This window comes from Rickettsia koreansis (assembly GCF_046532895.1).
Lineage (GTDB): Bacteria > Pseudomonadota > Alphaproteobacteria > Rickettsiales > Rickettsiaceae > Rickettsia > Rickettsia rickettsii.
Map to the genome: position 1 here is coordinate 17037 of NZ_WHLZ01000001.1, position 21387 is coordinate 38423.

The following is a 21387-nucleotide window of genomic DNA, read 5'->3' on the forward strand; positions in this document are numbered from 1 at the left end:
GTTAACCGCCATTAATGGACAAAAAATCCACCTTATTTATTCTCCGATAATTAAAAAAGTTTCAGCGTATATTAAGTGAAGATAATAAAATTATTGAAATAAAGAATGTGATGGAGAGTATAAACTTTATTTAGATCACCAAGGCTTAGGAGAAGTGCTTCCAACTCATCCTACAAGTTCTACTGGTACTAATGGAACAGTGGCTACTCCAGTGCCACAATATGAATCTGCATCTATTACTCCTAGAACAATGAATGCAGTAATTAATACTCCTATAACAGCAACCTTAGGAGGAACAGAGCCTATTATTATTAAAGAATATCAAGAACATATTCTGCAGAATGGATATTCAAATCTATATGTTATACGTTTTGCAGTAAAATTTGATCCTTCAGATCCTGTAAGTTTGAACAGTCATATATTACCTAACTCAATCTCAGGATTAACCCAAATTGAACAAGATATATTTTACTTATGCCTTGCATGAATTAATGCTTACAAGCCCTGCAAGTTCTATTATTGGGGTTGGACCAGGTAATTTTCTAAATAACGTAGTATTAGTAGATTTTTTTAAAAGAGACCTAGGTACTCAGCAAATACAAATAAATAATATTACTGGTTTTCCTGCTGGCATTCATACTGTGGAACAAGAAAATAATATAGTCACTTTAATTGATCCAAATAATTTCATTTTTAGTAATCCATTAGAAAACTTTGTTAAATTTCTTGGGCCATCTCTATTTCCTAACCTAGTCCCACCTTTCACCATAGAAATAGAACAAAATATTCACGGTAATAAGCAAAAATTTTATAAATCTGATCCAACAATATCTGTTGGAAGAGGAACAAATAATTCAAGAGATTGCACAGATGTTGTAGTTAAAATTGCATTTAAAAAACGAAGAACAACAAAAAGGTATTAATAATATAGCAACCCTATTGGATCGTATAAAATCTTTATCAAATTAAAATTAATTTATTAACAAAATATAAAGGTAATACTAATCTTGCACAAAAGGGAGGTATGACGACTTTAGCAAAATTACAGAAGTTTGATAGATTGCTAACTGAAGTAGAAACATTTTGTAATCAACCGGCAATTCAACCACTGTTCAAGTAGTTGTAACAAAAAGATAAATAAGGTAGTATATTTTAAAAAGAGAAATTAAGAAAAATCTATTACACCTAGCCGTACAAGATAATAGTATAGAAAAAGTTAAGCCAGTGCTGAGGACTGCTTCAGAATTTACCGATATATGTGATGAAGATGGGCAGACTCCTTTACATATGGCTATTGATATAGGAAACATTGAAATAGTTGGGTTACTTCTTGAGAATATGAATAATGACGCTATTATTAAACCAACTAAAGATAGTAATAAATATACTGTCTTGCATTTGGCAGTACAAAATGGTAATTTAATAATAGTTCAAAAATTGTTTAGCTTTTTAAGTGACACAGAAAAATTGTTGCGACTTGTAAACTCTGTTGATGAAAGTGGTCTACATTTAGCGATTAGCAAATGTAATACAAATATAACAAAATTACTTCTTGAAGCAATGGATTTTGAAAATATTATCAAATCAACTGAAGATAGCAACAGTTACATCGTGTTACATCTAGAAGTGCATAGTGGTAATAAAAATATAGTTACAAAACTATTAAGCGTTCTTAGCACTGATTTAAATAAATGATCACAACTTTTCAATGCAGTTGATAAGCATTGTCAAACTGTATTACATTGGGCTGTTAGCAATGGTGATACTGACATAACAGCATTACTTCTTGAAAAAATGAATTTTAAAGACATCACCTCAATAACTAGGAATTTATCTTTACCAGTGAATAATAAAATAAATGCATTAATTACTACTAGATTACAAAAATTAGAGAATAAAGAAGTTAGTTATCAAGAATATCCTGCTCCTTCAAAGTCTATAACAGAAGAAAGCTTTATATTAAGTGATGAAAAAATTGATTATTCAAAGGATTTATTTGGATAAAGAAGCTTAAATACATCCTAAATTAAGGGTAATCTAAATAGTACTTTTACTTTGCGATTGGTTAAAGAAAAATATAAAAATTATTAGCTTATATTAATTCTTCAGACAAATTTCACATAAACAGAGGATGAGAAACCAAATAATCAGTTTCTATCCTCTGCTAAGAATTTTAATTTATTCTATTTCGTTAATTATATTATCAATAAATGGTAAAGTTATAGGTAAAAAACAAACAAAAACGGTGCTTTCTTTTTCGGTACTTATAACATCAAGCTCACCGCCCATTTCGTTTATTAACTGTTTTACTATAGCTATGTTTAAATTGAAACGTTTGTTATAGCAATATATAAGTTGCTCGTCCTCTTTAGATAGAATCGGTGTGCTCGACTTTATTATGAATGCTAAAACAACTTCTTTAGGCTTATCGTATTTTACTGCTTGGTGAGCTTTATCAAATGAATTAACAGTTACTGTAATAGCACCCTTAGCATTATATTCGATTGCATTAGTGATTAAATATTTTAATATATTGCTAATCTTATAATAATTTCCAACTATAGTATAAGGCATATCCTTAGGTATATAGCTGAGTCTTAAATTTTTTTTTCTTTGCTTCCTGTTTCATTAAATCTATTATAGCATAGTTCTTTAGAAGTAATCTTTTTGTGTAATAAAGGATTAGTATGTGACAAAGTATTAGTGAAAGTAATTAATTTATTACTATGTTTTATTAGTGCTTCTATAGTATTTTTAATGTTTGTTAAATTAAGGCTTTTTTCTTGACACGTTCTAATTTTAAGAATTCAGTAATATCATTGTGTAGCATTTCATAAAAACAAAGCAGTTCCCCTATGTAACGTGAAGTAAATTCATGTTATGTGGTTCTTAGTTCATTTTGTAAAATCATACATTGATGAATATTACAATCACTTTCTGAATTGTCTTCTTGTATATGGTTTCTGCCGCTACCACCTTCCATTAAGGATTTTAAGCTAGCAACTACCGGTAAAAGCTTTGTTTGGTGTTCCCAGCTATTATGTGATTTTGGGGTCACTTTAGAAGTATTGCTTGAATTATTAAGATTAGCTTTTTTGTGTTTTGATTGTGGGGTATTATTTTTGTCATAATGTGTCTTCACTGTTTTGATTGTTCAAATGGTGTGTATGAATTAGATTGGTTTGTCGACTTTAGCTAATTTCTACGTTTTATATTACCTTATGCAATATCACCGGATCTATATTTAGCTCGGATTATTTAATAAATCTAGTATTATTTTTGCTTTAAATTGAAATTATATTAAATATATTTGGTCTATCGAACAAAATAGAGATAATAAATATTCAAAGTTATTAAAAATCGTTATAAATGCCACAATATTCATTATTGAATAATCGATATTTTTCCCTCTAGTGCTTGTTCCATGTGGGTTCTTACTGACTTAACATTAAGCCTTGCATAAATTAGAATAGACTTAATACTTTTATGACCAAGAGTTTTACCTATTATATTTGTATCAATATTTTCACTTGCCATCCAGTTGGCTAAGGTTCTACGAAGATCGTGTATTCTCAAGTTGTCTATTTTTGCTTTACTCGCTAATTATTTCTTTTGTGTCGGCTTCTTTTTTTCTTCTTTCTAATATCTCTATAGCTGGTGACAATAGTGGTATTACATGCGGTTTCCCATTTTTAGTATTTGGAATTTCCCAAGTCTTTTTTCCCAATTAATATCTTTCCACCACGCCATTGCCAATACATTTCCTTTCCTAGCAGCAGTATAAAGAGAAATACAAACATAATCTCTCATTAACGGTGTAGGTGTAGCATTTTTAAATGCTTTAAAAAAAGCTTGTATTTCTTCTTCATCATTAAGTGTTATATTATCATCATATATAGGGTTCTTTTCAAGAAAACCCTATGTAATAAGTTTATTAAATATTCTTTTAAACCTTTCCACTGCTACGTTTGCAGTTCTAAGTTTTTTAGCCTTAGTTAAGTCATTACTTTAATTTGTACCTAGCGTTTATTTTTTTTACCATAATAAAAAGTTTTACTACCGCCATAAGATGCTATTAATACTAAGCCTTCTAATTTATCGTCTTTATATTTTACTTGACCTTCTTTGGGCATTGTAATTTTAATAAGCTCGCTATGTGTAAAATGAAATGAGTCCTTAGTCATAATTATTTTTTAATTAAAATTTTATATTTAACCATAAGTTGACTGATATAACTCGATTAAAAAGGATATGCAAGTCCTAATTTTAAAAAATATTATGGCATTGCTAACTAAAAACAGATTAGTTAATAAATTAACATCATTGCAAAAAAATTCATAGCAATTGACGAAATTATAATGTTTCCAATATGTTCCATTTAATTAAAATTTGACTTGGAATTTAATAATAATTGCTAGATAAGGCAATCTAAAATAGTATTTAAGGACTATTTGAATAAAATGGATTAAAACGTTATAACTATTAGGATTTCAGAGGGTAAATAAGAAGAAATTATGATAGTTCTCAAATTATATAAAAATAGACCCTCTGCCTGTCACACAGCAGGTCGTAGGTTTGAACCCCTTTGTCTCCACCAAATATCTTCAGGTTTTCCAACCTTTCTAAATTTTCTAAAAATTCTATATGCTGCAAATAAACTAATTGTTCAAATTAAGTAAGTTTTTATTTATAACTAAATATTTTATTATTAATTTTGAGCTATAAACAAACATATAGTTGAAAAATAATTGTTACCATCTATTTTTATGAAAACTAGATTAGTTGTTTTGCAATTTTTAACCTATATAATCTATCACTAGATAAAATAAAGATATGCTTAATCAAGTAAAACAAAATCAAATAAATAGCGCTGCTTGGGCTGCTTGTGATACTTTTCACGGTGTTATGGATGCAGCAAATTATAAAGATTACATATTAGTAATGCTATTCTTTAAATATATTTCAGATGTTTGGAAAGTGCATGCAAAAAAATATGAAGAAAAATATAAAGACGAACCTTTAAGAGCCGCACAACAATTAAAACGAGAACAATTTGTAATACCACAAGGTGCAAATTTTTATGATGTTTTCGGACAACTCTGCTAAATTAGGTGAAGTATTGCGTGTCGATTTTAACTCAGAATATAATTTATGTAAGATCAAAGAACGAAATCGTCGTTTAAAAATGTTGTTAGAAGATTTTAACAAATCGGAATTAGATTTAAATCCCGATAGAGTTAGTGCAGATATTATAGGCGCATGTTATATTTATCTAATATAACGCTTTGTTTCAGATGCAGGCACAAAAGCCGGAGAATTTTATACTCCTGCTGCCGTATCAACTTTACTTGCCAAGCTTGCTGCTCCGGAGTCCGGCAATACAATTTGTGATCCGGCTTGTGGCTCCGGGTTCACTATTAATTAGAGTGGCTAAAGAAGTAGAGGATGATAATTATGCACTTTACGGTCAAGAAATGACTAATACAACATGGGCATTAGCACAGATTAATATGTTTTTGCACGCGGAAGGCGGAGCACATATTTATTGGGGTGATACACTAAATCATCCGGCGTTACTTGAAAACGATAAGATTATGGAGTTTGATATAGTTATTGCCAACCCGCCTTTTAGTTTAGAAAAATGGGGGCATGAAAACGCAGCTAATGATGAGTATAATCGTTTTGAGCGTGGTATCCCTCCTAAAAGTAAGGGAGATTATGCCTTTATTTTGCATATGATTAAAACCACTAAGCTGCGGAGTGGACGTGCTGCTATAGTAGTACCGCACGGCGTATTATTGCGTGGGGGAAGCGAAGTTTTAATTCGTCAGAGTTTAATCGAAGATAATCTATTATATGCAGTAATTGGTCTGCCTGCTAATCTTTTTACTTCAACTAGTATTCCTGTTGCTATTTTAGTATTTGATTGCTCAAGAGAAGAGAAAGGAGAAAACGAACAACGAACAGATATATTATTTATCGATGCTAGTGGATTTTTTTACGCAGGTAAAGGGCAGAATTTTTTAGAAGACGAGCATATTAATAAAATTATTGATACATATGAGAATGAGGAAGAAGTTAACATAGCAGAACTGCAACAATAAGAAATCCAATAATTCGAAAAAGATTTAGTAAATATACGTTCACAGCTGGATATTCATCTAAAAGAGCTTGGGGTTGTTAAAGGATGATTCAAGAGTACCCTTAGAGAGATAGCTTATATTCAACGTGGTAAGTTTTCTATTCGTCCAAGAAATGACCCTAGATATTACGGTGGTGAAATTCCTTTTATCCAAACTGGTGATATACCTAAGTCAAGTAGTGACGTTAGATATTATAAACAGACTTTAAACGAAAAAGGTTTAAAAGTAAGTAGATTATTTCCTAAAGGAACTATTGTATTAGCAATTGCAGCTAACATAGGAATTACTGTAATGCTTGATTCCGATTCAGCCTTTCCCGATAGTATTGTAGGTATAACGCCTAAAAATAATGTTTATCATGCTGTTTTTGAAATGCCGGTAGAGAGTCAAAATACGTAAAGGTAGTATATGTATATGTGATATTGTATTATTCGTTAATGGCATACCTTTTGTAGTAATTGAATGTAAATCGCCTATCGAGCCATTAGATCAAGCTATATCTCAGCATATATGTAATCAAAAATCAGATGAAATACCGCATCTTTTTCATTATGCTCAATTATTAATTGCTATAAATAAAAATGAAGCGAAATATGCTACTGTAGGCAGCTCGGACAAATATTGGAGTATTTGGCGAGAAGAGGGAGAAAAAAACAAAATATCAATATTATACGTAATTTAATTAACAAGCCGTTAACTGAAGAGGTCAAAAATCTTCTTTAGGCCGGTGATTTTGCTATTTGTAGAAATTATTTTGATAAACAACAATTAGCAGGTAACGTAGCGCCTACCGAGCAAGATAAAGTACTTTATGCTCTATGTCGTCCTGAAAGATGACTTGATTTAGTTAAAAATTTTTGTGTTTTTGATAATGATGTAAGAAAAATAGCTCGTCATCATCAATTTTTCGGCACGCATGCAACTATAAAAAGGATAGGAGAACGTGAAAAGCATAACATTAGAAAAGGTATGGTAATATGGCACACGCAAGGTACGGGCAAATCTTTAACAATGGTAATGATTGCCAAATGTCTACTAAAATCCGCTAATCTTGCGAGTCCACGTATCATAATTATAACCGATAGAATTGAACTTGACGGACAAATCGAAAGTACTTTTAAAGCTTGTGGACTTGAACCTAAACTTACAACTATATCGGCAGAGCTAATTAAATTAATCAGAAGCGATGTATCTATTATAACTACGGTAATTAATACATTTCAGTTCTTGAAGATTATTATAAAGATTCTAATGATAAGATCTTGGCTCTTATTGACGCAGGTCATCGTACTCAATACGGTGATTTAGCAGATAACATGAGAACTATTTTGCCTAACGCTTGTTATATAGCATTTGCCGGTACACCGCTTTTAAAAGAGCAAAAAAACACTATGAGAAAGTTTGGTGGGCTAATTCATAAATATACTATAAAAAGTAAGTTCTGAAGTTGTTATATCTTCTACTGATGACTGGGACGGTTATAAAGATATTGAAAGCGAAAATGAAGTAGATACATTTATAAAAAACATGAGGGAACAATATGGAGCAAAATTCAATAATAGAATTATTAAAAAATTTAAAAGTTCCGATGATCCTGAAATTTTAATTGTAGTTTCAAAATTACTAGCCGGTTTTGATGCACCGCGTAATGTCGTTATTTACATATGCAAAGAATTAAAAGAGCATAATCTTTTACAAGCAATTGCTCGTGCAAATCGTCTATTTGAAGAAAAAGGGAAAACTAAAGAATACGGTTGCATAATTGACTATGTAGGGTTATCGAATCAATTAAAACAAGCACATCAATTTTATAAAAATTATGGTTTAAACAATTTTAATAGAGAAGATTTAGAAGATGCTATATTTTTTGTAGATGATAAATTGAAAGTATTTTTTCCGTTACTACAAGAAATTAAAAATATTTTTATACATGTGCCTAACGATTTGGATTTTGAACAGCTCGAACAGCATTTAGCCGATGAAGCTATACGCAATAAGTTTTATGTCTTGTTGAATAACTTTAAAAATCTTATTTCTATAGCTTCTAATTCTTATGAATTTTATGAAGAAAAAGAACAAGTTTATTTACAATATGAATAAAATTTAATAAGCTCAAAGAGATAGTGGAAAAGCGTTATAAAGAAAAACCGGATAAAAAAATATATACCGCTCAAATCATGAAGTTGCTTGATGAGTATGTTATTGCTGGTCATTTTACTAAAACTGAAGCGGTTAACATTTTGGACGATGAAATATTTGAACAATTTATCAAAAGGACAGATATCACGGTCATGGATATGGCTAATCAAATACAAGATACTATTAAGGATTATATCAATATCGATCCTGCCTTTTATCAAAAATTTTCTACCATTATAAATAACACAATAATACAGCATCATAATAAACGTTTATCGGATAGTGATCTTTTAAATAGAGTTAAAAAAATAAGAGCTGAATTTAAAAATGATGTGCCAAGTGAACTCGGCACTAACAAAACAATAATAGCTTTTTATAGAAAAGCACTTAGCTTCTTACAGAATCGAAAAGATCAAAATCAGCGTGAAAATGCCATTCAAATTGCTCTTGATACCTATGACATCATTAAGCAGAAAATAATTGTTCATTGGACAAAAACACTTCCATTTTAAATGAAAAATTCACTTGATGATTATTTTGTTGATGTTGTTAAAAAAGAACTGAGGATTGACTTTAATAATGAAAATTTAAGTGATGTTGTGGAAAGCCTAATTGATTTTGCTAAAGATCATGAAGCTAAATGATTTGGCTTAAATAATGCAAATAGCGAATTATTGCATAATGCGCTATTTTAGAATTTTTAAGCTATCAATATTTATATAATATCTGTAGTTGTATTATCGTAATATTTTCCTAATATGTTTAAAGCGTTTTGGTCATAGTCATTTTGAGCTTCCATATGCCATACCGGTTCATAATCGCGAGCTGCTAAAAAATGTTTTGTATAATGTTTTAATTTCACCTGAGTTACCAAGTTTGTATGAAAGTGTATAAGAAATGGTTTTGGGGCTTTTTCTATTTTTTATTGAATATAATTATACTGTAATTCGTTTGTATTGCCTATAATGTGGATATGCAATTTATGCGTCTGTTGAAGTGATATAGCTCTGTTAGCTTTTCAGGTGCTATTTTGCACATAGTATTCCAGCCTTTATCAAATACCTCATTATCTCGTATAGGATTACCGTTTTTTTCTTGTATAAGCTCATTCATTTTCTTACGAAATTTTGCGGTAGTTATTTTACCGGTTTTATACTGATCTATTATTCCGTTAGTTTTTCTTCTTCTTTTGCCATAGTAGCAATATCCGTTATGCTTAGTCCGCTGTATTCGCTAAATTTTATTATAGCGAGTTCCCTCTTGGTTAAAATTACCTGAGAATATTTAAAAACATGAGCTTTTATCATAGTGATTACCTATAAATTGTTAGTTTTAAAAATATAAAATTGTTAAATAAAAAATCAATATTATAATATTAAGAAATCATATTTAGGGTAAAATAATGAGTTTAAAAGCGGCTTGGCTAGATACGCCTCTTGGTTCTATGCTGGCAATTAGTGATGAAAAATTGCTTTATTTGCTAGAGTTTGTTGATAGAAGAGGTTTGGAGCGTGAAATTGAGAGGCTCAGGATTAAGACAGAATCTGCTATTATTCCTGGAAGCACTGAACCGATTTTAATGATTGAAGAGGATCTTCAATTATACTTTAACGGTACTTTACAAAAATTTAATACGCCTATATGGCTTTTAGGAAGCCCATTTCAAAAAATGGTTTGGCAAGAATTAATTAATATACCTTACGGTGAAACACGAAGCTATTTAAATCAGGCTAAAGCTTTGGGCAAACCTAATTCTTATAGAGCTGTTGCAAATGCTAATGGTATGAATCAGTTAGCAATCATTGTTCCTTGTCATCGTATTATTAATAGCAATGGCAAACTTGGAGGCTATAGCAGGGGATTACATCGTAAAAAATGGCTTATTGAACATGAGAGAAAATTTACAGCAAATTAGAAATATTTTACTTGAGAATGCTACTATTCCTGTAGAGCGTAGAGCGCTATTCTTGAACACTAGAGAAGGAGAGTATAGAGCATGGCTGATTTATTGGTGTTACCGTGCCGACTTTACGTACAATAGTTAAAAGTTATTATAATTTGGATATGGAGGATTTAAGCCAACTTATTACTTCAGAATTTAATGAAGAGAGATTTTTATAGCTATTTTGATTATGCAATATCAGACAGCACAAGATAAAGAGTTTTTGTATAATTTTTATTTAAACAATATAAAACACATAAATAATTGGAATTTAGTGGATGCATCAGCTCATCATATAATCGGAGCTTATTTATGGGATAAAGAAAAGGATTATCTCTTTACATTAACAAAATCGGAAATTCTATGGGAAAGACGAATAGCTATAGTTGCTACTTGGTATTTTATCAAAAATAATACATTAGATATGACTTTTGAAATAGCAAAATTACTCTTAAACGATAAACATGATTTAATGCATAAAGCAGTAGGTTGGATGCTAAGTGAAGCAGGAAAAAAAGATGAAAAACAATTAATAGATTTTTTGGATTGTTATACTTTACAAATGCCAAGAACGCAGTTCGTTATGCTATAGAGAGATTACCACAAGAAGTGTACAAAAAATATCTTTTAAAAAACTAGATTTATATTTAATCTATGCTAATATTTCATTTTAATTTATTAAGGGTATTATTATGCTAAAAACATTACTAATTAGTTTTATAACTTTAATTTGTGCAGTAAGCTATGCTGATAACCAAACAGCTCAAAATCCTAATGCTACAAATTCTTCTTCTGATCAGCCCGATGATTTACCTGCAGAGGCAGCCGTTCACTTTGCACAGCCTTGGGCAAGACCTACAACAAATGTGCAAGGTAAAGTTAGCAATTCTGCTATGTATTTTACATTAATAAATAGTAGAAGTAAGAGTTATAATTTAGTGAATATATCTTCAGATAAGATAAGTGGAATAGAAATTCATCAAACAATTAATGATCAAGGGGTTAGTAAAATGGTAAAAGTGGATTATCCATTTTTAATTGCCGGTAATATTAATGTTGATTTTAAGCCCGGTGACATGCATATTATGCTTTATGACCCAAAAGTAGATTTAAATGTAGGAGATGAGTTTAAAATAACCTTTTTCTTTGATGACAATACACGAAAAATAGTGAATGTTAAAGTTGCAAATGACAATCCGTATAATAAAACGGGGAATTGAAGGTTATTGTTGCATGGTGCACTCTTCTATGTCATGCCCACAAAGGCGGGAATCCAGTAAAACCTATAAAAAACTTGTTTTTTTAGGTTTAATGTGTAATTTTTATATCAATATTAAGGTTATTTTTTCTGGATTTCGGCTTTTAGCTAAAAATGACATAGGACACTATACACATGACCCTAGAAATTACCGGAAGTGAGTTAATTAAATCTAAACTTATAGATGCTCCTGAACGTTCAGGGGTTTATCGAATGTTTGATGTTAACAAGCAAGTTATCTATGTTGGTAAAGCTAAAAATTTAAAGAAACGCCTTACTAATTACATTAAAAGCACTTTAGATAATAAGACGCTTCGGATGATTGCAAATACTTGTTTTTTAGAGTATAGCATCACTAATTCCGAAGTTGAAGCACTACTTTTAGAAGCACAGCTAATCAAGAAATTTCAGCCGAAATTTAATATTCTTCTTAAGGACTGCAAGTCTTTTCCTTTCATTAAGTTACGTTTAGATCATGATTTCCCACAATTACTAAAATATCGCGGTAAAACTCTAAGTGACGGGAAGTTTTTTGGTCCTTTTGCCTCGAGTGCGGAAGTTAATACTACTTTGACCGAACTACAAAAAATTTTTAAATTACGTTCCTGCACGGATAATTACTTTAATTCACGTACTCGTCCTTGTTTACAATATGAAATAAAACGTTGTTATGCTCCTTGCGTCGGTAAAATAAACAAGGAAGACTATAGAGACTTAGTAACTCAGGTTAAAGATTTCTTACAAGGTCGCACTAAAGAACTCCAAGAGAACCTATCTAGAAAGATGGAAGAGCTAAGTAGTCAGATGCGTTTTGAAGAAGCGGCAGAAATTAGAGATCGCATTAAAGCACTTAGTTATGTGCAGCTTAAGGCAGGGGTTTCAGATGTCGTTAAAGACGCAGATATAATCGCTATTGTGGACAAGAACGGGCATTATTGCGTGGAAGTGTTTTTATATAGGGCAGGGCAAGCATGCGGTAATATTCCTTATTTTCCTACTTCTACCGAAAATAGTACCAAAGAAGAAGTATTAGAATATTTTTTATTACAATTTTACCAAAAACAACACGTGCCTGCGGCAATTATAATTAATCATGAAATTAATGATAAAGAGAATGTGATAGAGGCGATTAAGAAAATCAACAATATACTTCAGCTTAATATTACAGTACCTAATAAAGGCGGTAAGGCTAAATTAGTTCAAAATGCCGAGACAAATGCTTTATTTTCTCTAGAACAGTATTTGAAGAAATTTGCAAAAAATCAAGAGATTATGTTTGAAATTAAAGAGCTATTTGGTCTTTCTGAAATTCCTGAAAGAATTGAGATTTATGATAATAGCCATATTCAAGGTAAGTTTGCGGTTGGAGTGATGGTAGTTGCTGGTAAAGTCGGTTTTGATAAAAAAGAATATCGGGTTTTTAATGTCCATGCTCCCTCTCTCGTATGTCATGCCCGTGAAAGCGGGGATCCAAAAAGGTTAATGGATTCCTGCTTTCGCGGGAATGGCATAAAGAACTGCGGGGATAACATAAAAGGTGACGATTATGAGATGCTTCGGCAAGTCCTAACAAGGCGGCTTACAAGGTTAAGGCAAGAGCCGCATAAATTGCCAAGCTTAATGATTATAGACGGCGGCAAAGGGCATTTAGGCGTCGTTAAAGAGGTGATGGATAAATTTGAAATGAATATTCCTTTTGTTTGTATGTCAAAAGGAGTAGATAGAAATGCCGGTTTTGAACAGTTCCATGTGATAGGTAAGGAAGTATTTACTCTAGATAAGAATTTGCCGGTTATGAAATATTTACAAATCTTGCGAGATGAGGCACATAATTTTGCCGTAAAGAATCATAGACTAGGTAGATCACGTGCTATAAAAATATCAAGCCTTGACGATATAGAGGGTATAGGTGAAACTCGAAAAAAAGCATTACTGCATTATTTCGGTTCGTATAAAGCAGTATGCGACGCAACCATAGATGAGCTTGCTAAAGTAAATGGTGTTAACAAGTTACTTGCTGAGATAATTTTTAATGTTTTGCACAGAAAAAACTAATATTATAACTCATGAAAAACCTAGTTGTATGAGTCGCTATGTTATGCCCGCGGAGGCGGGAATCCAGTCACTAAAAAGTCTAGACATACTAAATTTTACAAATTAAAAGCTCGATTTTCTACTTGTCACTGAATTCCTGCTTCCGCAGGAATGACATCGCGCAGGTTTCTGGATTCATGCAATAAGGCTAGCTTTTTATATCCTCAATAGGATCTTTAAGTTCTTGGCATGCTTCGCCTATTAATTTAGGTTCATCATTCTGAGATAAATCATTAATATTAAATTTAGTTAAGTCAGGATAATATAGCGTCATTGTACCATGAATAGAATAATTTAAAGTTCCTGTCATTAAAGAGTTAACAGCATCATTTTTTTGCTTAGTAGAGTAATACATATTACGCATATTTTCTGAATACGTAGCTATTATCAGCTAAAGTGCTGCCATTAATGTCATCACGTGAATTAAGCTTAAATTTTATTCTCTCATTCTCGTCTTCAATAGGAATTATTATGCTATATTTTCCTTCAATACTATTTTGCTTAGACATAAAATCCTCATAATTCAATTATTAACCTTGAGTTAATATATTAAATTATTTAAAACTTCAAGTAAATAGATAATATATTTTATATGACTTTCCTCGTAATGACATTAGAATACCACCATCCTAGAATAAATATCACAAAACTCACCATCGTCCCTATAAACACTCCTCTAAGGTTGAAATATTGCAACGATAAAGAATAATATTCCCATATTAAGAAGATAGCTGCTCCGCCAAGTGATGATAAGACCATTATAGTTTTAGATGTTCTGATACCAAAAAGCGTTGTTATTAACGGTACTAATATTACCGGTCCCCAGAAACCAGTGAAGAATACTACTAAGTCAATTACATTACTAAATTTTAAAGCTACAATTATTGCAAAACTTCCTATTATAACGTTAATAATTCGAGCAATTAATAATAATTTTTGCTGATTTTTAACCTTAAAAATAGGATTGATTATATCTTTAACAATAGCTATAGAAGTAACGTTTAAATCAGAATCAGCAGTAGACATAACGGCAGCTAAGAGTCCGCTCATTACTATCCCTTGAATTAAAGTTGGGATGATTTGGTTGATTAAATAAGGTAATACTAAATTTGATGGTTGGTTTGGATAAAGCTTATAAGCAATTAAACCATTTAAAGTAATGCAAATCAAGAAGAAAAAATATATAGCGGATTTTGCATATATTGCTTTAGTTGTTTGCGTAGGATTTTTATTAATTAAAGCTCTTTGAATAAATGTAGGATATAGATTCATGACACTAAAACTTAAAGCTGCTGCAATTGTATAAGAAAGTAGGTTGCTCTGATCAAAATTTGCATTTTCCGTAGGTAGGTTATTAATAAAATCTACAAAACCGATTTTATTTAAACTGATAAAAGTTATGGTTGGTATAGCGATTATCATCGCCAAAAATTGTAGTAAATTAGTAAAAACAATAGATTGTAAACCGCCTATTGTAGTATATATAAGTACTATACTATAACTTAAAATTACCCCATTTACATCATTTATTTCTAAGATATATTGAAAAATATAGCCGCTTACGCTTATTTGAGCAGCCAAAAACCCCACTGAAACGATAACCGAACTAACCCCTCCGATAAAACGACCTATATTACCGTAATATGTACTCATGATATCGCCGATGCTTTCAGCTCCGTAATGTTTGGCAATTAAAGGCACTATATAGATTGCAATTAATATATCTATAGGTATTGTAAGTATAAGAGCGTAAGCATAATACTCATGCCCCAAAAAAGCCTTTTCCATAATGCCGAAAGTGGTGGCTCCTCCGACAGAACTTACAAATATCGTAGCTATTAATAACAGCTTACTATTTTGCGCTTTACTTTCAACATTTGCATAGTTCTTAAAACTACTATGTTTAGCTCGGTAATATATACCAATAAGTAGAATAGATATTAGGTATATGAATACGATAATATTATCAATAGGTAAATTAAACATAAATTAGATTTTACAGCTCAAACTTAGCATTTGTTCACAATATATATGTAGTCAAGAATGCTAGATTTATAATTATGTGTCATAATCTGTTCCAAGAAGTTCAGTATCCGGTGTCCAAATATCTTGGTTGGGATCATATTTATATATTTTACCGTGGGGTTTAATTTTTTTTCAGTAGTTTTTTTCTTTAGGGGATAGTTAGCGTTTATATTTTTACAATATTTATGTATTTTAAAAATACCTATTTTAAGTTGCGGCATCATTAACCTTTATTGATGTAAAAAATAAAATCATTATTAACATTAATCAATAATTATTGCAAATAAAACATAATATAACCTATATTAAAATAGTTCTATAGGTCATTATTGAGTATGTTTAAGAAACCTATTCATGTACTTCACCAGCTAATTCAAGTCCCAACTCTTCAGGATTTTCATCAGCAACCACAACAATTTTAGATATTCTTGAACCGGTATAGAAATTTGTAGTATCATTTAATTTTTCTATATCTTTAGTGGTAACAAGAGAATTATCTATTGTGCTAGAATTATTATTTTGAGATGCTATTGCAAGGCTTAAAAAAGCTTTTAATTCAGGTTTATCATCGGGTACTAATTCTATTAGTTTTTTATCTCGATGATCTGCTCCATATTATTAAATTTAACCATTTATGTGTAGCCTTCATGAATAACTAATTGAAGAGGTGTATATCCATCTAAATCTTTTAACTCTGTTGAAGCTCCTTTTTCTAGTACAAATTCAGCTATATCATAAAGTTTGCGGTAAATAGCCTTATGTAGAACTGTATGATTAAACGAAGCTTGAATATTGATATCATCACCTTGATGATCTAAAACCTTTTTTATAAGATGTTTTAGTTGAGCGGTTTGAAAAAACTTGGATTGGTAAAAAGAATATGCTCCGTAAGTGATGTGAAACTGTTCGAATAGTTTATCTAGTGTAATGTTGTAGCCGGAGTCTTGTGCAGAAGATGAGGATATCAGTGGTACTTCTTGAATGGCTGATAAACTAATGCTAGGGATAAAATTGGAAGAAGCAATAGGATTTAGGATGTCGTCTTGCTCTAGTAAGGTAATATCCAGACACCATACCTGTATCATAAGAAGATGTTTGTTCTGTTATTAGAGTAGCCATGTTCGTTTCTATTTCTCTAACTTTAGCCATCAAATTACTATAATCATTTACCTTAAATTAATATATTAAATAATATGAATTTTCAAGGTGAAAATCACTTAAAAAATCCATAAAATCATTGGATTAAGCTTTGTTGTGTGGTTCGATGTTATTCCTGTATGGCGTTGTTATGTGGATCAATTCCCCCTCTGTCATCCTGCGACTTGATCGCGGAATCCATTCTAAAATACTAATATTAGTATTTTAAATTATTTTTTTGGATACCGTGGTCAAGCCATGGTATGACATCTTAATAATTTAACTCATCCTTGTTAAAAACCCTTGACTCCTTGATATTCCTATAATATCCTATAATTTCCCATTAAATCCCAAATGAACCCATATGAATGTATTTTTATCTAAGTATGTAAATGGTGTTGATAAAAAGAGTAGGGTGTCGGTGCCGGCGAATTACCGTGCGGTACTAGGGAAAGAATTATTTAACGGTGTAATTGCTTATCCGTCGATTAGGAATAATTGTATAGAGGTGTGCGGTATTTCGCATATCGAGAAATTAAGGCAGATGATAGAGACGCTTGATCCTTATTCCGAGGAGCGTGATGCGTTTGAGACTATGATATTCGGGGAAGCTGTACAACTTTCCTTTGATGGGGAGGGAAGAGTTATATTGCCGCAATCTTTAATGAAGCATGCAGGAATCGAAGAGCAAGCATGTTTTGTAGGTAAAGGGGTGATTTTTGAGATTTGGCAGCCGCAGAATTTTGAGAAATATTTAAATGCCGCTCAAAAAATTGCTCATGAAAAGCGGTTAACTCTAAGGAATGCTCATTAATGATACAATCTCACGTGCCTGTAATGCTAAATGAAATGTTAGAGGCCTTAAGCCCAAAAGATGGTGAGTCTTATTTAGATTGTACGTTTGGAGCAGGAGGATATAGCAAAGCAATATTAGAAAGCTGTAACTGTTATGTCACAGCCTTGGATCGTGATCCAAACGTGATCAAAAGAGCCGAAGAAATTCAGCAAAATTACGGTGAGAGGTTTGATTTTGTAGAAACAAATTTTGCGGATAGTTTTGCAAAGCTTAAGGAAAAAAAATTTGATGGGATAGTGCTGGATTTAGGTGTTTCATCAATGCAGTTAGATATAGCAGATAGAGGATTTTCGTTTTTGCATGACGGACCACTCGATATGCGTATGAGCGGGCAAGGGCTTAGTGCCGAGGAGTTTGTAAATACGGCAGAGGAAAAAGCGCTAGCTGACGTAATTTACAAATACGGAGATGAGCGCTTTTCACGAAGAATCGCTAAGAGAATTATAGAATATAGAAAAACGGCGAGAATTGATAGTACAGGCAAGTTAGCCGAGATTGTTAGAAGTAGTATAGGATTTGGAAAAGGCAAAATTGATCCTGCAACTAAAACCTTTCAAGCCATTAGGATTTATGTAAACGATGAGCTTGGGGAGTTAGAGCAGTTTTTAGTGAATGTAAAAAATATATTAAAGAAAGACGGACGTTTAGTTGTGGTGTCTTTTCACTCTTTAGAAGATAGGATAGTTAAGAATTTCTTTAAAGAAAATTCGGAAAAGCCGGTAGTAAGATCAAAATATGCTAAAGACGACATGACGATTGATCCAAATAAATGGCTTAAGATTATTACTAACAAAGCTCTAGCACCGTCAGATAAAGAAGTAGGGCTAAATATTAGAGCGAGATCGGCAAAACTTCGAGCAGCAAAAGCGATATATGAGTAATTAATTATGAGTATAAGCAAGCTTCACTATTTAACATTATTGATAACAATTATAGCAATATGTAGTTTGTTTAGCATAAAGGAGCGAGTCTCAACTCTTGATTATCAATTAAGTAGCGTTGTAAAACAGATAAATAGTGAGAATAATAATATTCATATTTTAAAAGCAGAGCAAGCTTATCTACTTTTGCCGGCTAGATTAGCAAAACTTGCGGCGGCTTATTTAAAATTAGAAACAGTTAAATCTTATCAAATGATCAAAGATCCGTTAGGGCCAAATATCGATCAAAATATTAAATTTAATCATAATATTAGTATTTCCAAGAGTAGTAAATGGCGTTACAAAAGAATTACAAATAATAAGTATATACAGACTGTTTCGAGTAGAGTGAAGGATACTCGATGAACTTCAAAAATTGGCTACGTCATCCTACAAGTACTGCGGTACTCACGTATTCAGTATACGCTCCATTTCTCGTCTTGTGGATTCCTTGCTCTTTTTGAAGTTGATTTTCGTATCTTGGTAGGATTGTTGTATGGCTTGGAAAAAGCGTTCGATGTCATTCCCGCGAAAGCGGGAATCTAGGGTAAAGCGAGATAAATCGAGATTTTCAAAAAATCTTGATTTCAAAGATTTTTTACTTTTCAAATCAAGTTTTGAAAAGGTTTTAAAGTACTGGATTCCCGCTTTCGTGGGAATGACATAAGGATTGCGGAAATATTAGTGTTTGAAACACCATAAATAACATATGAAACAAATTTTGGAAAAATGGAAACCTACAATTAAAAGTCTAACAATTTGGAATGTTTGTAGTAAAAATACAAAAATCCGATTATTAATGGTTATTTGTGTCTTTTCTTTTCTTTTTTGTACTTTATCTTACAGATTGATAATCGTTGCTACGAATGTTTACGATAAAAATATTAATTCCTTTAAAAAAAATCATCAATTTAGAAAAGAAATAGTTGATCGAAACGGTAATTTATTAGCAGTGAACCTACCTTCTGCCTCATTATTTGCTAATCCACAAATAGTACTTGATCCTGAAACTTCCGTAAAAAAGCTAGCAGAAATTCTACCTGATATTAATAAAGCTAAATTACTTGCAGAACTTAAGTCAAATAAAAGCTTTATATGGGTAAAAAGGGATTTACTACCTAGTCAGCAAGAAAAGATAACTAGCCTTGGGTTACTTGGTTTTGAATTTGAAGAAGAGCAGAAACGAATTTATACCTTTTCTAATTTATTGTCGCATGTTGTCGGTTATGTAGGTAGAGACTCGGTAGGGCTTAGTGGCTTAGAGCTCGCTTATGATAAGTATTTAACTAATTCTGATTATGAATTAAACGAACCAAAGAATCGGAAAGAACCGCTTCAATTATCTATTGATATCAGATTACAAAGTATTTTAAGTGAGGAGATTGATAAAACTTTAAAGCAATTTAAGGCCATAGGAGCAGTAGGCATTATTGCTGATCCAAATAATGGCGAGATTTTAGCATTAGTAAATAAGCCTGATTTCGATCCGCATTATCCGAGTTTAGCCAAACCGGAAGAGCTGTTTAATATAGCAAGTCTCGGCATTTACGAAATGGGTTCGGTGTTTAAGGCATTAACTATGGCAGTCGGCTTTGATACCGGTACAATAAATATGAATGATGCTTATGATATAAGTTATATGAAAGTAGGAGGATTCCAGCTTAAGGATTATACGCCAAGGCAAGGATGGCATAGTGTACCTGAGATTTTTCTATATTCTTCAAATATTGGCACAAGTCAAATTATGCTTGAAATCGGTAAAAGCAATTTTAAAAAGTACTTAAAGAAATTAGGTCTATTAGATCAGTTACAAATAGAATTACCTGAACGAGGTACTCCGTTATTTCCTTCCGAGAAAAGATGGAATGAGTTAACGAGTGTTACTATGTCGTATGGCTACGGCATTTCGATTAGCCCTTTGCATTTTGTTAGAGCAATGTTACCGGTTGTTAACGGCGGTACTTTATATGATCTTACTTTATTAAAAAGAAAGGATGAAAAAGTAATAGGTACAAAAGTTTTTAGTGAAAATACCTCCACCCAAATGAAGAAATTATTTAGAGCGGTAGTCAAAGAAGGTAACGGTAAAAGAGCAGAGGTCAAAGGCTATCTTATCGGCGGTAAGACCGGTACGGCAGAAAAACTTTCACAAGGGGCAGGGGGAAAAAAGAAATATCTAAAAAATAGTAGAGCGTCATCGTTTTTAGGTATGCTGCCTGCATCTAACCCGCAATATATTATTTTTATTAGATTTGATGAGCCGAAACCGACTAAAGAAAGCTTTGGCTTTGCAACTGCAAGTTGGACGGCTGCCCCTACTGCCGGTAGAGTATTTGAACGTATGATATCTTTATATGGTTTAGAACCGATAGAACAAAGTGAGGAAGAAAGTTAAAATATTACCTAATAATTATAGATTTTGTCATTGCGAGCAGGCATTGTTGCGTAGATCGGTAAAACCTACTTGATGTCATCCCCGCATATGCGGGAATGACATAAAACGATCTGTGCAACAAAAAGCCTAAATTTTCTGGCAATGACGCATTTATAAGCTAAAAAGGAGGTTTTTATATGTCAAAAAATAAAAATATAACAGATAAACCTAGTATACCTATCCCACGGCTTAAGTCTTTTGATCCTACGACAACAATAAATAATATTATATCAAAACAACTATTTATATCCACAAGTTCCGAGGCATAAGAAGAATTAGAGCTTAGCGATAATGATAAAAGACCTAACCCTAGTTGTTGTGAGTTATTGTAGAATCCATATTCATTTTTTAAAACTGTACAAAATAGAAAATTAATTTATATTTTGTATACGGTTGATATGGTCGTTGGGTGGTTGCGATTTTTCTATTGTCACCCCGT

General features: G+C 31.8%; 30 protein-coding genes and 6 pseudogenes. 25 read left to right on the forward strand and 11 right to left on the reverse strand.

Annotated elements, in window-relative coordinates:
* The first annotated feature begins 154 nt into the window (after positions 1 to 154).
* From GCO76_RS00105 to GCO76_RS00120, 4 genes are all read left to right on the forward strand, one after another.
* A complete protein-coding gene (locus GCO76_RS00105; RefSeq protein WP_410955768.1) occupies positions 155 to 487 on the forward strand; it encodes a hypothetical protein in 333 nt (110 codons plus the stop codon).
* Between the two features lie 4 nt (positions 488 to 491).
* Positions 492 to 923, forward strand: coding sequence for a hypothetical protein (locus GCO76_RS00110; protein ID WP_410955769.1), 432 nt, complete (start codon positions 492 to 494; stop codon positions 921 to 923).
* Between the two features lie 241 nt (positions 924 to 1164).
* Complete coding sequence (locus tag GCO76_RS00115) at positions 1165 to 1695, forward strand: ankyrin repeat domain-containing protein (RefSeq protein ID WP_410956430.1); 531 nt, start codon at positions 1165 to 1167, stop codon at positions 1693 to 1695.
* Positions 1696 to 1794: 99 nt separating this feature from the next.
* Positions 1795 to 2004, forward strand: coding sequence for a hypothetical protein (locus tag GCO76_RS00120; protein WP_014014516.1), 210 nt, complete (start codon positions 1795 to 1797; stop codon positions 2002 to 2004).
* Between the two features lie 174 nt (positions 2005 to 2178).
* Here GCO76_RS00120 and GCO76_RS00125 read toward each other — a convergent pair whose 3' ends face one another.
* The 5 genes from GCO76_RS00125 to GCO76_RS00145 form a co-directional block, all read right to left on the reverse strand.
* Entirely contained in the window at positions 2179 to 2574 is a 396-nt protein-coding gene (locus GCO76_RS00125) for an ATP-binding protein (RefSeq protein WP_410955770.1), read from the reverse strand.
* A 304-nt stretch (positions 2575 to 2878) separates the two neighbouring features.
* Complete coding sequence (locus GCO76_RS00130; RefSeq protein WP_410955771.1) at positions 2879 to 3142, reverse strand: hypothetical protein; 264 nt, start codon at positions 3140 to 3142, stop codon at positions 2879 to 2881.
* Positions 3143 to 3384: 242 nt separating this feature from the next.
* Positions 3385 to 3576, reverse strand: coding sequence for a tyrosine-type recombinase/integrase (locus tag GCO76_RS00135; protein ID WP_410955772.1), 192 nt, complete (start codon positions 3574 to 3576; stop codon positions 3385 to 3387).
* Positions 3577 to 3592: 16 nt separating this feature from the next.
* Entirely contained in the window at positions 3593 to 3727 is a 135-nt protein-coding gene (locus GCO76_RS00140) for a site-specific integrase (protein ID WP_410955773.1), read from the reverse strand.
* A 292-nt stretch (positions 3728 to 4019) separates the two neighbouring features.
* Entirely contained in the window at positions 4020 to 4184 is a 165-nt protein-coding gene (locus GCO76_RS00145) for a hypothetical protein (RefSeq protein ID WP_410955774.1), read from the reverse strand.
* A gap of 649 nt (positions 4185 to 4833) precedes the next feature.
* Here GCO76_RS00145 and GCO76_RS00150 point away from each other — a divergent pair.
* From GCO76_RS00150 to GCO76_RS00200, 11 genes and pseudogenes are all read left to right on the forward strand, one after another.
* Entirely contained in the window at positions 4834 to 5106 is a 273-nt protein-coding gene (locus GCO76_RS00150; RefSeq protein WP_410955775.1) for a type I restriction-modification system subunit M N-terminal domain-containing protein, read from the forward strand.
* Positions 5081 to 5281, forward strand: coding sequence for a hypothetical protein (locus GCO76_RS00155; RefSeq protein WP_410955776.1), 201 nt, complete (start codon positions 5081 to 5083; stop codon positions 5279 to 5281). The genes GCO76_RS00150 and GCO76_RS00155 overlap by 26 nt, the downstream gene beginning before the upstream one ends.
* 57 nt (positions 5282 to 5338) lie before the next feature.
* A pseudogene (locus GCO76_RS00160) lies at positions 5339 to 5425 on the forward strand (hypothetical protein); the annotation flags it as partial.
* Between the two features lies 1 nt (position 5426).
* A complete protein-coding gene (locus tag GCO76_RS00165; protein ID WP_410955777.1) occupies positions 5427 to 6104 on the forward strand; it encodes an N-6 DNA methylase in 678 nt (225 codons plus the stop codon).
* 105 nt (positions 6105 to 6209) lie between these two features.
* Positions 6210 to 6542, forward strand: a pseudogene (locus GCO76_RS00170) (restriction endonuclease subunit S); the annotation flags it as partial.
* Between the two features lie 43 nt (positions 6543 to 6585).
* The gene (locus GCO76_RS00175; RefSeq protein WP_410956431.1) at positions 6586 to 6825 is read left to right on the forward strand and encodes a type I restriction endonuclease; all 240 of its coding nucleotides are present in this window, start codon (positions 6586 to 6588) and stop codon (positions 6823 to 6825) included.
* A 203-nt stretch (positions 6826 to 7028) separates the two neighbouring features.
* Complete coding sequence (locus GCO76_RS00180; protein ID WP_410956432.1) at positions 7029 to 7451, forward strand: DEAD/DEAH box helicase family protein; 423 nt, start codon at positions 7029 to 7031, stop codon at positions 7449 to 7451.
* The gene (locus tag GCO76_RS00185) at positions 7406 to 7588 is read left to right on the forward strand and encodes a hypothetical protein (RefSeq protein ID WP_186786307.1); all 183 of its coding nucleotides are present in this window, start codon (positions 7406 to 7408) and stop codon (positions 7586 to 7588) included. The genes GCO76_RS00180 and GCO76_RS00185 overlap by 46 nt, the downstream gene beginning before the upstream one ends.
* Positions 7575 to 8243 (forward strand): annotated as a pseudogene (locus GCO76_RS00190) (type I restriction enzyme subunit R domain-containing protein); the annotation flags it as partial. The gene GCO76_RS00185 and the pseudogene GCO76_RS00190, both read left to right, overlap by 14 nt.
* Positions 8244 to 8266: 23 nt before the next feature.
* Positions 8267 to 8794: a type I restriction enzyme endonuclease domain-containing protein gene (locus tag GCO76_RS00195; protein WP_410955778.1), complete on the forward strand. Its 528-nt coding sequence runs from the start codon at positions 8267 to 8269 to the stop codon at positions 8792 to 8794.
* Positions 8795 to 8926: a hypothetical protein gene (locus GCO76_RS00200; protein WP_410955779.1), complete on the forward strand. Its 132-nt coding sequence runs from the start codon at positions 8795 to 8797 to the stop codon at positions 8924 to 8926.
* Positions 8927 to 9242: 316 nt separating this feature from the next.
* Here the strand turns inward: GCO76_RS00200 and GCO76_RS00205 are convergent, their stop codons facing one another.
* Both GCO76_RS00205 and GCO76_RS00210 read right to left on the reverse strand, forming a co-directional pair.
* Positions 9243 to 9395 (reverse strand): hypothetical protein, encoded by a 153-nt coding sequence (locus tag GCO76_RS00205; RefSeq protein ID WP_410955780.1) that lies wholly within the window; start codon positions 9393 to 9395, stop codon positions 9243 to 9245.
* Between the two features lie 50 nt (positions 9396 to 9445).
* Entirely contained in the window at positions 9446 to 9589 is a 144-nt protein-coding gene (locus GCO76_RS00210; RefSeq protein ID WP_410955781.1) for a hypothetical protein, read from the reverse strand.
* 95 nt (positions 9590 to 9684) lie between these two features.
* Between GCO76_RS00210 and GCO76_RS00215 the strand changes: the two genes are divergently transcribed.
* The 5 genes and pseudogenes from GCO76_RS00215 to uvrC all read left to right on the forward strand — a co-directional run bounded on the left by GCO76_RS00215 (position 9685) and on the right by uvrC (position 13537).
* On the forward strand, positions 9685 to 10197 hold the full coding sequence (locus GCO76_RS00215; protein ID WP_103897078.1) for a methylated-DNA--[protein]-cysteine S-methyltransferase: 513 nt from the start codon (positions 9685 to 9687) through the stop codon (positions 10195 to 10197).
* A pseudogene (locus GCO76_RS00220) lies at positions 10172 to 10334 on the forward strand (DNA alkylation repair protein); the annotation flags it as partial. The gene GCO76_RS00215 and the pseudogene GCO76_RS00220, both read left to right, overlap by 26 nt.
* 12 nt (positions 10335 to 10346) lie before the next feature.
* A pseudogene (locus GCO76_RS00225) lies at positions 10347 to 10863 on the forward strand (DNA alkylation repair protein).
* Between the two features lie 53 nt (positions 10864 to 10916).
* Positions 10917 to 11444, forward strand: a complete 528-nt coding sequence (locus GCO76_RS00230) for a copper chaperone PCu(A)C (RefSeq protein WP_014014504.1) — start codon at positions 10917 to 10919, stop codon at positions 11442 to 11444.
* Between the two features lie 173 nt (positions 11445 to 11617).
* Entirely contained in the window at positions 11618 to 13537 is a 1920-nt protein-coding gene (gene uvrC / locus GCO76_RS00235) for an excinuclease ABC subunit UvrC (RefSeq protein WP_410955782.1), read from the forward strand.
* A 187-nt stretch (positions 13538 to 13724) separates the two neighbouring features.
* Here uvrC and GCO76_RS00240 read toward each other — a convergent pair whose 3' ends face one another.
* The 4 genes from GCO76_RS00240 to GCO76_RS00255 form a co-directional block, all read right to left on the reverse strand.
* Complete coding sequence (locus GCO76_RS00240) at positions 13725 to 13940, reverse strand: hypothetical protein (protein ID WP_410955783.1); 216 nt, start codon at positions 13938 to 13940, stop codon at positions 13725 to 13727.
* Positions 13933 to 14085: a hypothetical protein gene (locus tag GCO76_RS00245; protein ID WP_410955784.1), complete on the reverse strand. Its 153-nt coding sequence runs from the start codon at positions 14083 to 14085 to the stop codon at positions 13933 to 13935. The genes GCO76_RS00240 and GCO76_RS00245 overlap by 8 nt, the downstream gene beginning before the upstream one ends.
* A 79-nt stretch (positions 14086 to 14164) precedes the next feature.
* On the reverse strand, positions 14165 to 15562 hold the full coding sequence (locus tag GCO76_RS00250) for a sodium:solute symporter family protein (protein WP_410955785.1): 1398 nt from the start codon (positions 15560 to 15562) through the stop codon (positions 14165 to 14167).
* A gap of 671 nt (positions 15563 to 16233) precedes the next feature.
* Complete coding sequence (locus GCO76_RS00255) at positions 16234 to 16686, reverse strand: ankyrin repeat domain-containing protein (protein WP_410955786.1); 453 nt, start codon at positions 16684 to 16686, stop codon at positions 16234 to 16236.
* 416 nt (positions 16687 to 17102) lie between these two features.
* Here GCO76_RS00255 and mraZ point away from each other — a divergent pair, with 416 nt between their 5' ends.
* The 5 genes and pseudogenes from mraZ (at position 17103) to GCO76_RS00280 (ending at position 21280) form a co-directional block, all read left to right on the forward strand.
* Positions 17103 to 17552: a division/cell wall cluster transcriptional repressor MraZ gene (mraZ, locus tag GCO76_RS00260; protein WP_010977464.1), complete on the forward strand. Its 450-nt coding sequence runs from the start codon at positions 17103 to 17105 to the stop codon at positions 17550 to 17552.
* A complete protein-coding gene (gene rsmH / locus GCO76_RS00265) occupies positions 17552 to 18475 on the forward strand; it encodes a 16S rRNA (cytosine(1402)-N(4))-methyltransferase RsmH (RefSeq protein ID WP_410955787.1) in 924 nt (307 codons plus the stop codon). Before mraZ ends, rsmH begins: the two co-directional genes overlap by 1 nt.
* 6 nt (positions 18476 to 18481) lie before the next feature.
* A complete protein-coding gene (gene ftsL, locus GCO76_RS00270; RefSeq protein WP_410955788.1) occupies positions 18482 to 18880 on the forward strand; it encodes a cell division protein FtsL in 399 nt (132 codons plus the stop codon).
* A gap of 343 nt (positions 18881 to 19223) precedes the next feature.
* Positions 19224 to 20909, forward strand: coding sequence for a peptidoglycan D,D-transpeptidase FtsI family protein (locus GCO76_RS00275; RefSeq protein ID WP_410955789.1), 1686 nt, complete (start codon positions 19224 to 19226; stop codon positions 20907 to 20909).
* A 176-nt stretch (positions 20910 to 21085) separates the two neighbouring features.
* Positions 21086 to 21280 (forward strand): annotated as a pseudogene (locus GCO76_RS00280) (hypothetical protein).
* The last annotated feature ends 107 nt before the right edge of the window (positions 21281 to 21387 follow it).